This window comes from Plantactinospora sp. WMMB782, from assembly GCF_049179135.1.
Lineage (GTDB): Bacteria > Actinomycetota > Actinomycetes > Mycobacteriales > Micromonosporaceae > Plantactinospora.
This window is the reverse complement of sequence record NZ_JBMHMC010000007.1, coordinates 4081209-4094325: the sequence shown is the minus strand read 5'-3', so window position 1 is coordinate 4094325 and position 13117 is coordinate 4081209. Positions and strand designations below refer to the sequence as shown.

General features: G+C 71.5%; 7 protein-coding genes. 2 read left to right on the top strand and 5 right to left on the bottom strand.

Features of this window, described 5'->3' with window-relative positions; genetic code table 11:
• The first annotated feature begins 62 nt into the window (after positions 1 to 62).
• Positions 63 to 1292 (top strand): hypothetical protein, encoded by a 1230-nt coding sequence (locus ACN28A_RS20720; RefSeq protein WP_421397189.1) that lies wholly within the window; start codon positions 63 to 65, stop codon positions 1290 to 1292.
• Positions 1293 to 1436: 144 nt separating this feature from the next.
• Here ACN28A_RS20720 and ACN28A_RS20715 read toward each other — a convergent pair whose 3' ends face one another.
• The 4 genes from ACN28A_RS20715 to ACN28A_RS20700 all read right to left on the bottom strand — a co-directional run bounded on the left by ACN28A_RS20715 (position 1437) and on the right by ACN28A_RS20700 (position 11692).
• Positions 1437 to 2546, bottom strand: coding sequence for a Dyp-type peroxidase (locus ACN28A_RS20715; RefSeq protein WP_421397187.1), 1110 nt, complete (start codon positions 2544 to 2546; stop codon positions 1437 to 1439).
• Positions 2543 to 3805, bottom strand: coding sequence for a S8 family peptidase (locus ACN28A_RS20710; protein WP_421397185.1), 1263 nt, complete (start codon positions 3803 to 3805; stop codon positions 2543 to 2545). The genes ACN28A_RS20715 and ACN28A_RS20710 overlap by 4 nt, the downstream gene beginning before the upstream one ends.
• A gap of 28 nt (positions 3806 to 3833) precedes the next feature.
• Positions 3834 to 4250 (bottom strand): hypothetical protein, encoded by a 417-nt coding sequence (locus tag ACN28A_RS20705; RefSeq protein WP_421397184.1) that lies wholly within the window; start codon positions 4248 to 4250, stop codon positions 3834 to 3836.
• An 89-nt stretch (positions 4251 to 4339) separates the two neighbouring features.
• Positions 4340 to 11692, bottom strand: a complete 7353-nt coding sequence (locus ACN28A_RS20700; protein ID WP_421397183.1) for an RHS repeat-associated core domain-containing protein — start codon at positions 11690 to 11692, stop codon at positions 4340 to 4342.
• A gap of 409 nt (positions 11693 to 12101) precedes the next feature.
• On the opposite strand from ACN28A_RS20700, the gene ACN28A_RS20695 reads away from it, so the two are divergent.
• Positions 12102 to 12407: a hypothetical protein gene (locus ACN28A_RS20695; protein WP_421397181.1), complete on the top strand. Its 306-nt coding sequence runs from the start codon at positions 12102 to 12104 to the stop codon at positions 12405 to 12407.
• Positions 12408 to 12542: 135 nt separating this feature from the next.
• Here ACN28A_RS20695 and ACN28A_RS20690 read toward each other — a convergent pair whose 3' ends face one another.
• Positions 12543 to 13055: a DUF6912 family protein gene (locus tag ACN28A_RS20690; RefSeq protein WP_421397179.1), complete on the bottom strand. Its 513-nt coding sequence runs from the start codon at positions 13053 to 13055 to the stop codon at positions 12543 to 12545.
• Positions 13056 to 13117: the final 62 nt, after the last annotated feature.

Here is a 13117-nt window from a genome sequence, read left to right as displayed (position 1 = left end):
CCGGCGGCCCGGCCACACCGGCACAGCCCCGTCGCCGCCGCCGGCCACCTGCTGAGGGGGAGATGATGACAGACGAGTCCGGCCCCACCGCGACCTCGGCTCCCGACCAACCGGTCGAGCCGGAGGCGCCGGTGACGGCCACCCCGGCGCCGGCGCCCGGCGCGCTCGTCCTCGCACTGCTCGCCCTCGGCTGGCTGACCGCGATGCTCTGGTCGGCCAGGGCCGCGATCTCCTCGGCCGGGTTGAGCAGCATGGAGATCACTCTGGCCGCGTACTCGCTGCCGGGGCTGATCTCGGCGAGCCTGGTCGGCGGTGCGGCGGTCAGCCTCGTCCTGGGCAACCTGATGACCCGGCTCGGGATCTGGCGGAGTACGCCCCGGTTCCTCGTCTCGCTCGTCGCCGGTCTCGCCACCGGTTTTCTCGCCGCGCTGGTGGTGACCCTCAGCTCCGGCGAGGGCTCGGCGATCATGGTCCTGGCCGGTACGGCGGCGGCTGCCGCCACGGTCGGCGGGATCGTCGGCGGCCTGCGCAGCACGCTGGTGGTGGCCGCGATCGTCGCCGCCGGTCTGGCCGTCTTCGCGGTCGGCTTCGCCCTGAACTACTTCAAGGACCCGCTGCTCGACCTCTACGGCTTCGGCGAGACCCAGGAGTCCCGGCTCACCGCCGTCCGCTGGTTCGCCCGGACCGTCTCGGTGACAAGTGCGCTGGCCACCGGGCTGCTGGTCTTCGGCTACCTCCGGACGGCCGGGCGGCGGGTCGTCGAGCAGGGCACCGGCGCGGTGCCGGCACTGCGCTGGCCGGCCTACCTGATCGCGGGCGCCGGGCCGGGGCTGCTGCTGCTCGTCACCGAGATCCTCACCCGGACCGCCGGAGCCGAGGTGATCAGACTGGCGGGCGCGATAAGCGAGGCCGACCAGACCGTGCAGAGTGATTTCGGCGGCTCCCGGGTCAACCACCTGCTGCTGGTGCTCTTCGGCGGTGCGCTCACCGCGATCATCGCCTTCGGCCGTACGCTCCGGCCGGCCGAGGAGGCGACCTCGTCGCCCTCCGACCCGCGGGACCCGGACCGGGACGGTGCCGAGGGCGACGGGCCGGAAGACGGCGCCCGGGAGGACGCCGGGACCGAAGCCCCGGACGACGCGGACGCCAGGTCGGAGGTTGACGGACCGGCGCCGGCCACGGACGGCGGCACCGGGACGGCCACGGCCAGCGGGACGGACACGGCCAGCGGGACCGAACCTGGCAAGGAACATCAGCCTGCGGACCGTCCCGAGCCGGTCGCCGGCCGCTGACCTGCCCGGCTCCTCGCTCCTGGCCAGCTCGACCGGGCCAGCACGCCACCGCCCTGGTCACCAGACCGACCGCACACCAGGCCGACCGCAGGATCAGGCCGACCGCAGGATCAGGCCGACCGCAGGGTCAGGCCGACCGCAGGGTCAGGCCGACTCGATCATCGGGCGGCCCAGGTAGTCCCCCTCGCCGGTGCCACCGGGCAGCAGGAAGTAGTAGCCGCCGCCGAACGGCAGGGTGTACCGCTCCAGGGCCTCGCCGGCAAGCCGGCGCTGGATGGTGGCGAAGCCCCGCTCCACGTCCCGCTGGAAACAGATGAAGATCTGCCCGACGTCCTCGGCACCCGCGCCCCGGCCGGTACGGCGGTACGAGTAGCCGCGCCGCAGGATGCGGTGCCGCTCGCTCTCCGGGGTACGCGGGTTCGCCCGGCGGATGTGCGCGTCGAGTGAGATCAGCCGGCCGTCCGGGTCCGCCGCGTAGTCGGGCTCGTCCGCCTCGTGGTGCCGGCCGAGCGGCGCACCGCCGGTCTTCGCCCGGCCGAAGACCCGTTCCTGATCGGCGACCGGCTCGGCTTCCCAGGTCGGCACCGCCAGTCGGATCAGCCGGACCACCTGGTAACTGCCGCCGACGCACCAGGCCGGCTCGTCGTCGCCCGGCCGCACCCAGACGAGCCGGTCCATCAGCTCGTCGTCGGTCGGGTCGGGGTTGCCGGCACCCTCCCGGAAGCCGAACAGGTTGCGCACCCCGGAGCCGCCCGGCGGGTGGAAGCCCTCCATCCGCCAGCGTTCGCGCAACCCGGGAACCGGTCGGCCGAGCAGCATGGCCGGCCGCTCCGGATCGTCCGCCGAGACCTGCACCAGCAGGTCGCCGTGGCACCAGTCCGGGTCGAGCAGGTCGGCCCGGAAGGCCGGCATCCGGGTGAGCAGCCGGGGTGCGGTCAGCTCGTACCGGCGGTCGAAGAGAGAGGCGCCGACCGCAACGGTGGCAGTCGCATCCGCGATCCGGGTGGTGACAGCCCGCAGCGCGGTGGCCAGCCCCGCCCGGTCCACCGCCTCGACGTCGTACGCGACCAGCAGCGTCGTGGCCGGCGCGGGCCGGACGATCGCGGTCTGCCGGGCCGGTGCCGCCGCGGGTGTACCGGCGGGCGGCGGCGCCGGGTCCGCACCGTGACCGCCACAGCCGGCCGCACCGGTCAGCCCGGCCGCGCCGACGGCGGTGAGGAAGGCCCGCCGGCTGACCGCCTCGGGACGGTTCACGGGATTGGGCGGGCCGGCGGGTCGACGACCTCGGGAGCGTAGAGGAACCGGTTCGGTGAACCGCGCAGACTGGCCGGACTGATCGCCCCCGGTGTCGACCGGCCCACCAGTACCGCCGCCACCTGGGCCGGTGTCGCGGTGGGATATTCGGCGAGCACCAGGGCGGCGGCACCGGCGACGTGCGGTGCCGCCATCGAGGTGCCCCGGAGCACCCGGGAGGCGAGGTCTGTGGCGTTGTGCGCCGAGCGGATGCTCTCCCCCGGTGCGAAGAGATCCACGCAGCTTCCCCAGTTCGAGCCGGGCTCGCTGCCACCCCAGCCGGTCGCCCGTTCGCCGTTCGGGTTGCTCGCCGCGACCGTGATCGCGGCCGGCGCCCCGGCCGGACTCTGGAAGCAGGCGTCCTGGTCCGAGTTGCCCGCCGCCACCACGTAGGTGACGCCGGAGGCGATGGAGGCCGTGACGGCGTCGTCCAGCGGCTGGTATTCCCGGCCACCGAGGCTCATGTTCGCCACGGCGGGACGCTGCGGTTGCTGGGTGACCCAGTCGACCCCGGCGAGGATCTGGCTCATCAGGCCGAGGTTGTTGCAGGCCAGCACCCGCACCGAGACCAGCGAGACCCGGTTGGCCAGCCCGTACGTGGCACCGCCGATGGTGCCGGCTACGTGCGTGCCGTGGCCCTGCTCGTTGCAGTCCTGGCCGTTCCAGCCGTCGCCGATCGCGTCGAACCCGGCACTGGCCCGGCCGCCGAACTGGCTGTGGCTGGTCCGGATCCCGGTGTCCAGCACGTACGCCGTCACCCCGGCCCCGGCACTGGCCGGATAGGTGTAGGCGTCGTCCAGCACCGACGAGCGCTGGTCGACCCGGTCGAGGTTCCACAGCGGATACCAGCGGGTGTCCTGGCCGCGCACCAGCACGTCCGGGTCGACCCGCGCGACCTGTGGATCGGCGGCCAACCGTCGGGCCTGCGCCTCGGTCGCGGCCAGCACGAACCCGTGCAGCGCCTTCTGGTACGTCCACTCCACCTTGCCGCCGTACCGGCTCGCCACCCTGCCGGCGGCGGACTGGATCGACACTCCGGCCGGCCCCTTCAACTGCACTATGTAGCGGCCCTGCACCACCGTCGCGTCGGCCGGCACCTGGACCGGCCCGTCGGCCGGCGGCGCGGCCCACGCCACCTCGGCGCCGCCGGACAATGCCATCGCCGTCACACCGGCGAGCGCTGCCGCCAGCAACCGCCGTCCCCCGTCGGCTACGTCCACTGCGCGTCTCCTCACGCTCGCCGGCCGCTCAGGCGCCCTGGGTCACATTCCATATCTGAAAACGAAGTCTGGCCGGACGCGTTTCTTCGTCACCGGAAATCCGCAGACGGGACGAGCCGGGGTGGTCTGTTGTTATCTTCAATCTGACGTCCTCCACTGGATCATGAAGGACGAACTGCCCCTGCAATGAGTCGATACGCCCGTCGAAAATGGCGACATCGAGTGACAGTTCCGGAGAGTCATCCTCGTAGAGGTCGACCTCAACCGGGCCGTCCACCGGATGTTGAACGCAGATATAGATGGAGTCGGCGACCGCGTGGGTCACGGTATCCCACCTGTAATCAGCGTGGGTGTCGGTCGAGTTCACGTCGCGAAAAATAAGAAGCCCATTACCGACGAACGCGCAGAACGAACCGAGGAACTCTTCATCCTCGTCCTGATACATACACGACACCTCCTTTCCCAGCCGGTGGGCGGCGACAGCGGAGCACAGCTACCACAGGGTCGGCCGGCCACAAGAGCGATCCACAGCCGCTACGGGACCGGCGGGAAGTCGTAGTTTCCCTGAGAGAGCTGGCTCATGATGCCGCCCTGTTGCGGCTGGCATCCGGACCGCCCACACTGCGGATATCCCGTTCCTCGGTACGGCCTGGAAGGGTCGACGGCCGTGACCGCGGGCTGGTGGTCGAAGATCCACTGGCCGTTCCTGGTCGCCGGCGTCGCACGTCCGCAGGTGTGACACCCGTATGCAATGCCGTTGATTTGGTTATCCACCCACTCGGGGTCACTTCTCGTCACCTTCCGCTTGGTGGTGGCGACACCTTCCCTGGCGTACGGACCAGCCCCCAGCGTCTGGCGACATATGTCTTCTTCGTCGATGTTGTGGACGAGGACGGGTTCGCTGCCGGCGAGCACATAGTACGTGTGCAGGTCGTCCACGGTGAGGTTGTGAACCCGTTGCACCGCGTTCCGCTGCGCCGCCGCGACGACCTGGACGTACGTCCCGGCGGCGGTGCGGAGCAGGTCACCGGCCTTGAGTTCCTTGGCGTCACGCCACTGCCGTGGGCCGGCCACCCAGAACGGGTGCTCATCGGTGGCGGTCACCTGACCGTCCGAGACACCGTCGCCATTGTTGTCGACCGCGACGTCGACAAGTTGTTTCCGGCCCTCTCCGACTATCGTCGCGGTGACCTTCCGGCTGCCGGTCCGGCCGGTTTCCGGGTCGGTCGCCAGCACCATGTCGCCGACCTCGACGTCGGCGATCCGCTGCCGCGAGCCGTCCGCCATCCGCACCGGCGTGTCCGGGGTGAAGCTGTTGGGCGAGCAGCTCCTGCCACCGGCCCGGGCCGGCTTGGTGCCCATCGGGTCGGTCAGCGCGGTCGGGTGGTTGAAGACGTAGGCGTACGGGTTCGCGTCGCCGGAGGCGATGCCGATCGGGTCCTCGCTGATGAACCGTTGCAGGGTCGGGCTGTAGTAGCGGTTCCGGTAGTAGTAGAGCCCGGTGCCGTCGTCCTCCCGACCGGTGTACCGGTACGGGTTGCCGCCGTCGTCGCCGGTGACGGTCGTCGCGCCGAACGGCTCGTAGGCGTACGTCGTACCGGCTCCGGCGTTGTCGACAAGCCCGAGAGTGCTGCCCAGCCCGTCGGTGAGGTAGCGCTTCGTCGTGCCGCCGGACTCGCGCAGTTGCCAGCCGTCCAGCCCGGCGCTCGTGTTCGTCGCGGTGACCGCCCCGTTCGTCTTCTCCTGCACCGGGTTCAGCCCGTCGTACAGGTAGTTGACCGTGCCGCCGTTGACGGTCCGGTCCCACCGCCGGCCGTCGGTGGCGTAGCCGAAGCTGGCCGACAGCCCGGTCCGGGACAGCCCGGCGAGTTCGCCCCGGGCGTTCCAGGTGTAGCTGGTGGTGCCGTCGAAGCTCAGGTTGCCGTCGGCGTCGTGCCGGATCGTGGTGCCGGCGAGGGTCTCGATCCGGTTCGCCGCGTCGTAGCTGGCCGGCCCGAACGGTTCCGGCAACTGCGTCCGGGAGTACGCCCCGGTGGTCCGGACCGGCTGGCCCGCCGGGTCGTACTCGTAACCGAGGTCGCCCAGGACCGTCGTGCCGGCCCGGTAGGTGATCAGCCTGACCTGGCCCGCGTCGGTGTAGGCGTAGGTCTGGCTGACCCCGGAGCCCGGCGCGCCGACCCGCTCGGGGCGGCCGACCGCGTCACGGCTCACGACGGTCACCACGGTCCCGCCCTGGTGGATCTCGGCGAGTTGCCCGTTGGCGTCGTACAGGTGCCGGGTCGGCGTCCGCCCGGCGATCGTCATGGTCCGGTCCCGGACCGTCGGGCTGTACTGGTACGACACCGTGCCGTGCGGGGTCGTCTCCCCGGTGACCCGGTCGAGGTCGTCGTAGTCGGTCACGGTGAGCCCGGCCACCGAGTCCTCGGTACGCCGCAGCCGGTCACCGGCGTCGTAGGTGTAGCTGACGGTGGCCTCGGTGCCGATCACTTTGGTCTTCGGCCGGTCCAACTCGTCGTGGTCGTGATCGGTGAGGATGTCCCGGCGGCTGGTGTGCTTGTCCAGGTTGCCGTTGAGGTCGTAGCTGAAGGACTCGACCGCACCCTTCGGATCGGTGATCGTCTCGACCCGGTCCATGTCGTCGTAGTCGAAGACTGTCGAACCCTGGCGCGGATCGATGATCTCCGTCTGGTTGCCGTTCCTGTCGAATTCGAAGCGGGTGACGCGGCCCAGCGCGTCGGTCACCGAACGGACCTGGTCGACGGCGTCGTAGCTGGTCTCGGTGGCCGCACCCCGGCCGTCCACGGTCCGGACCTGCCGGCCCAGGGCGTCGAATCCGGCCCGGCTGACCCGACCGAGCTGGTCGGTGAACCGCACCGGGTCGGCGCCGACGAAGTCGATGGTCACCGACTTCGTGGCCGGATCGGTGATCTTGGTGATCTGCCCGCTGCCGTTGACCGTGTACGTCGTCTTGCGGTTCATCGGGTCGGTGACGCTCTTCAGCGCGCCACGCGGATCGATCTCGTAGATCGTCGACTTGTTGTAGGAGTCGGTGCTCTTGGTCAGCTCGGCGTACGGGCCGTTGAACTCGAACGTCTCCGTGCGCGCCGCTGCCGTGTCGGCAAGTGCGACGACCTTGTTCACCTGACCCTTGGCGTTGTAGCCGAAGGTGGTGCGCCGGTTCAGCGCGTCGACGGTCGCCTTCCTGCGGACCCCGTCGGCCTCGTACTCGTGCGCCGTGGTCTGGGCCAGCGGGGTGCCGTACGCCCGGGTGTCGGTGAGCACCGATCCCTGGGCGTTGAAGGTGAACCGCCGGACGTGCCCGCGCGGGTCGGTCATCCTCGTCTCGGTGATCACGTTGTCGACGGCGGTGTAGTCGAACCTGGTGATGCCGCCGTCGGCCGCCTTCTGGGTGAAGACCCGGCCGGCGCTGTCGTACTCGTTGTCCAGGTAGGTGATCTCCCGGGGGTCGGTGATGGTGTCCAGCCGGCCGCTGCTGTCCCAGGTGTAGGCGGTGACCCCCTGCTCCGCGTTCGTCACGAACCGGAGCCGGTTCGTCGAGTCGTACGTGTAGCCGACCTTGCGGCCGAGGTTGTCCTCGATGCCGACCACCTTGGGCGGGCTGGCCGCGTCGTAGCTGAACCTGACCCAGCGGCCGCTCGGCGAGGTGATCTGGGTGATCGCACCGTTCTGCCGCACCTTGCCGTCGGTGCCCGGCGCGGCGGTGGCCCGGGTGATCGTGGTGGTGTTGCCGTACTTGTCGCGGATCTCCTGCACCGGCGCCTCGTCGCCGAGCACGTAGACGGTGCCGTCCCGCAGCTTGACGTCCCAGCCGTCGCCGTTCCAGGCCACCGTGGAGCCGGCGTACCTGGTCGGGGTCGGGTCGGCGGCGAAGACCGCCCCGGCGTAGTCGTTGCCCGGCGAGGTCCGCCGATAGTGGATCTTGCTGCCGTCCGGTTGCACGAAGTCGAACTGCTGGAAGTCGAAGTTGCCGATCTGCCCCGGCGACCACGGGAACATCCCGTAGTCGAAGTTCATCCCGACCCCGAAGGCGCGGACGTCCTGGTCGCCCTGCTGGTAGGTGCGCGTGATCTCGATCGGCATCACGTCGTCGACCACGAGGTCGACCTGCTCGTCCACCAGCAGCCCGGTGGCCGGGTCGACCGGGTCGGCGACCCGCGTCCCGTTGGCCCGGGGCGCCAGCGCCGGCGGGTTCATCCCGGGTACCGCGGTCATCGCCCCGGTCAGCCGGTAGAACCTGACCTCCGGGTCCGGGATGATCTGCCTGCCGTCGGCGGAGACCCTGCCCAGGCCGTAGACGTGCCAGCCCTTGCCGTCCGGGTCGTAGTTCCAGAACTGGGTCCGGGTGCCCGGCGCTTCCTTCGTGTAGTTCGGATAGATGATCCGGGCGCCCTCCGGGAAGAGCACCCCGCCGCCCGGCTGCACCGTGAAGTAGACCGGGACCTTCGTCGGCGGCAGCGGGAACGGCGGCCGGTCGATCGGGATCGGGGTCAGGTTCAGTTCGGTGGCGACGTTGCCGTCGGCGTCCCGGATCACCGTGCCGGCCGGGACGTGCACCTCCAGCCCCGGGATCGCCCGGGTGGTGAGCACCACCTCCCGGGTGGTCGGGCTGGCCACCGACACCGTGTTCGCCGTGTCCAGCCTGGGCAGGAACACCGTGTACGGCAGCACCAGCACCTCGCCCCGGGTCAGTTCGACCCCGATGTCGAAGACGCCGTACCGCCGCTGTGCCGTGCTGGCCGAGCGGCCGTCGACGCGCAGCGACAGGTGCCCACCGGGTACGCCGGCCAGCGCGAACAGCCCGTCCGCGTCGGTGGTGGTCGACTTCCCGCCGCCGCTGACCGTCACCCTGGCCAGCGGCTGGTCGGCGGTGTCCAGCACCCGGCCGACCACCCCGGTCAGCCCGACCGGGAACTGGAGCGCACGATCCCGGGTCGGCACCGGCTCGCGGCGGGTGGTCCAGTCCGCACCGCCGAGGTTCCGCTCGTCCGGCGCCCAGCCGGCGTCCACGCAGCCGGGGACCGGGTTCGGCGCCGGCTCCGGCTCCGGCTCGCCGGCCGGCTGGCCGAGTGCGGGAGCGGTCGGCGCGGTCACCCGGGCCGGCTCGGTGTCGCAGCCGGGCCGGACCGGCTCGGCCGGTTCCGTCCACTTCCGGCCCGTCGGTGCGGTCCGGGGTTTGACGGTGATGTCGAACTCGCCGGTGGCGCCCTGCGGCGGGTCCATCACCAGGGTGTGTGTGCCGGTCGCGGTGAGGGTCGGCAGGATCTCCCGGTCCCGGCTCATCCACCACCGGGTCGCCAACGCCCGGCCGTCCGGGCCGTACAGGGCGAAGTAGAACCGGTTGTTGCCGGTCAGCGCCCAGCGGGTGACCTGGATGTCGAGCCGGTCGTTGGCGTTGCCGACGAAGGTGAGCCGGCCGTTCTGCGCCGGCCGGGGGATGGTCACCGTCAGCGCCGGGCCACCGACCGTGGCGAGTCCGGCGTCCGACTCGGTGGAGAGATAGAGGGTGAGGTCGCCGGTCTCCCGGTTGAGCGCGCTGACCTCGATCCGGTGCTCGCCGGCCACGGTGAACGCCGGCAGGTCCTGCCCCCAGAGCGGGTCGACGGTCCCACTCCAGAAGAAGCCGCCGGTCGGTGTCGTGACCCGGACGGAGAGGCCGGCGAGCGTGGTGCTGCTGCCCAGGCTCAGCCGCTGCCCCAGCTGCGCGTTGATCCGCCCGACGACCTTCTGGCCGGGCAGGTTTATCGGCGCCGGTATCGCGGTGTCCAGGGTGATCAGGCCGAGGTCGACCGGCTCGGCCGCGTACACGTGCACCGCGCCGGTGCCGGACGCCTCCGGGTCGACCTGCAACCGGTAGCGGCCGGTGTCCGGCAGCGACGTGACGTCGATGGACCGGCCCGTGCCGAGGCTGACCAGATTGCCGTTCGGCCGGTAGAGCCGGAGGGTCACCTCACCCGGCACGGAGTTGTTGATCGTGCCGAGGGCCAGTGGCCGACCCTGCACACCGTCGACGTCCAGCCAGGCGTCCCGGCCCGGCCGGTCGATGGTCACCGTCTTGCGGGTGTTGACCGCGAGGGAGCCGCCCTCGATCGCCGTGGAGAGCCAGGTCCGAACCGAACCGACCGCCTGCCAGCCGGTGATCAGCAGCGAGTGCTGGCCGTTCTTGCGCAGTGTCGGCAGGTTGCGCGCCTCCGGATAGCCGCCGCTGAGCAGCTCCCGCTGCACCTCGTCAGGCTCGATCAGCAGCGCACCCGGGTACGCCGGGCGGTCGTTCTGCTGGAGGGTGTTCTCGGAGTAGCCGAGTTGCAGCACCTGCCCGGTGGTACCGGCGAACGGCAGCCGTACCGACTGGCCGGGCCGGTCGATCCGGATCCGGGCGTCGGCACCGTTGATCCCGAGCGTCGGCCCATTGATCACCGCCGACAGCCAGACCTTGCCGAAGCCCAGCTCGTTCGGACCGAAGGTGACGGCCAGCCGGTACGTACCGGTGAGCGTCGCCTTGTAGATCATCGTCGGGATGTACTGGGAGAGCGGGTAGTCCCAGGTCTGCGACCGGTTGTTCGGGTCGGTGATGGTGACCACGAACCGGTTGCCCGGCTCGCTCAACTCGGTCAGGCCGAGACTCAGCCACTCCCCGGCGGCCGCGGTGAACGGGAAGACTGTCGTCTGCTGCGGCACCGTGATCTGGAACGGCACCCCGGCACCGTCCTTGGTCAGGGTCAGCCCGGCCAGCGTGTTCGAGACGGTGACCCGCAGGGTGCCGCCCGCGTCGTCGTTCGGCTTGATCACCATGGCGTACGTGCCGGTGGTGGGTAGCGCGGGCAGGTCCTGGGTGAGCCGGCCACCGGCCCAGACGTCGATCGGGTCGCCGAGCGAACCCCGCCCGAAGTTCCCGCCGTACGGGGTGAACAGCCAGAGCGCCGAGCGGACCGGCACGGTGTTGTTGTCCACTGTGACGTTCACCCGTTCACCGGCGGTACCGTCGAGCAGCAGCAGCGCGGCCTTGCCGGCCGGGACGGTGGCGGTGACCGCCGGCCGCCCGGCGGCGACGGTCCCGGCGTACGCCAGGTTGCTCATCACGAATCCGCGCGGCGCGACCAGGAAGTCGGTGCCGCTCTGCGCGGTGCCGCCCGGGGTGCGCACCGAGATCCGGCCGGACGACGCCGCCGCCGGGATCCGGACGGTCAGGCTGGTCGGCGTCGCCGTCTGCACCTGGGCGACGGTGCGGTGGAACATCACCACGTTGCGGGCCCGGTCCGGGTCGAAGCCGGTGCCGGTGACGGTGACCAGTTCGTTCCGGTTGCCCCGGTCGGTCGAGACGGCGGTGATGGTCGGCACCGGCGTGCCGGCCTGCACCCGGAACGGTCGTGGGCTCTGCGCCGAGCGGCCGTGCACGGCCACCTCGACGACCCCGTCGCCGGCTCCGGCCGGTACCGCGACGGTGAGCCGGTTCGCGGTGGCGGCGGTGACCGGCGCCGCGATGCCGTCGACGGTCACCGTGTTGGTCGCCGCGGTGGCGGAGAAGCCGACGCCGCTGATCTCCACCGTGGTGCCCACCGGTCCGCGCTCGGGTACCAGCGCGAAGACGGCGAGCGCGTCGGCGGCGAGGCGCCTGGTCTCCAGCAGGTTGCCGGCTTCGTCGTACGAGTAGCTCGCCGCCCCGGTGGCCGGGTCGGCGACGCCGACGAGCTGCCCGGCGGCGTCGTAGAAGTGTTCCCGGGGTCCGGCCGGCGCGGGTGCGGCGGCGGGCACCGGCCGTTCGGCCCGTTCGACAGGCAGGTCCGGCCGCTTGGCGGCGGCCGTGCCGGCCGGTAGTCCGGCGGCGAGGACAAGTGCCGCGATCGACGTTCCGAGTAGGCGTCCGGGCATGCGGACAAGACGCTTCGCGCGCATTGATCCCCCCGTAGATCATCTGCGGTCGTCAGCCGGTCGATGCCGGAATCCACCTCACGACATCGACGGAGCCGACTGTATTCGATGCGGACAGTGATCGGAACCGTGCGGGTCAGGCGTGCCGGCGTCCGCGCGCCGCACCGACACCGCCCGGCGGCGCCCGGACCGGTGACACTTCCGGCAAGCCGCACCGGCACCCAGCAGCCACGACACGATCGTCCACGGTGGAGTGGCGGTAAGATCGAAGTACATCCATCGGAAACAACTAATTAACAATGCCCGATTACCGACAACGGACGGCCAGCCCCTGCCGGGCGGTCCGCCCGGACCCCGACGCCGCCGGCCGGACCAGCGCCGACGGACCCGGCAGGCATAGACTGGGGTCGTGGTTAGATTCCGCAGAACGGCTGTCGGCGCCCTCGCCGCGCTGGGGCTCGCCCTGGCCCTGACCGGCTGTTCCGACTCCGGTCCCGACCGTGACGACGTGGTGGCGAAGATCCGCACCGATCCGCGCATGGCGGGTAGTCCCGACCGGGCGGTCGACTGCCTCGCCGACTGGTACATGGAGAACGCGACGGTCGAGCAGCGCGAGGCGTTCGTGGCCGGCGAGTCGGTGACGAATCCGGACGAGATCGCGGCGGTCGACGGCGCCGTGCTCAACTGCCTCAAGCTGGCGGCCGGCACACCCTGACCCGGCACCCGCCCGCCGCCAGCTGAACCGGCCCGCCCGGCCGGACCCGCCGTGCCGGACCGGCCGATCGGCCTCCGGCGGTCAGCCATCGCCGGTAAGTGCCGGTGGGCCCTGGTCAGCGCCGGTCAGCTCGGGTCAGCCGGTGGCGCCGGAGACCGCATCGAGCTCGGAGGGGTCGTACCACTCCAGTTCGTGGTCCTCGGCTCCGTCCACGGTGAACTGCGCGTCCGGGTCGCCGGCCAGCGCCTGCTCGACCACCTCGACCGCGGCTCCGACGTCCTCCGACGCGTCGACGCCGTCCACGTGGATCGCGGCGACGGCGTCGATCCCGATCCGGCCGCCCAGCCGTACCGCGCTGGAGCCGAGTTCCGGGTCGGGCCGGCGCACCGTCCCGGGCGGCAGGTCCACGGCGACCACCACCCGACGCCGGGGCGCCTCCGGATCGGCCCTGAGCAGCCGTAGCGCCTCCTGCGCGGCCCGGGTGAAGGCGACGTACTCCAGTTCCTCCTCGTCGCCCTCGGCGTACCACTCGCGCAGCTCGGGGGTGACCGCGTGGCCCTGGGCGGCCATGATCCAGCCCTCCTGGCGCAACTCGGCCAGCATCGGCAGGGTGGCCGGGACGTACACCCGGACGAGCTGCTCTGTCACCTGAGGTCTCTCCCGCTCGACGCCTGCCCGCGACGGCGCCCGGTCCGGGCGACGGCGTCGCG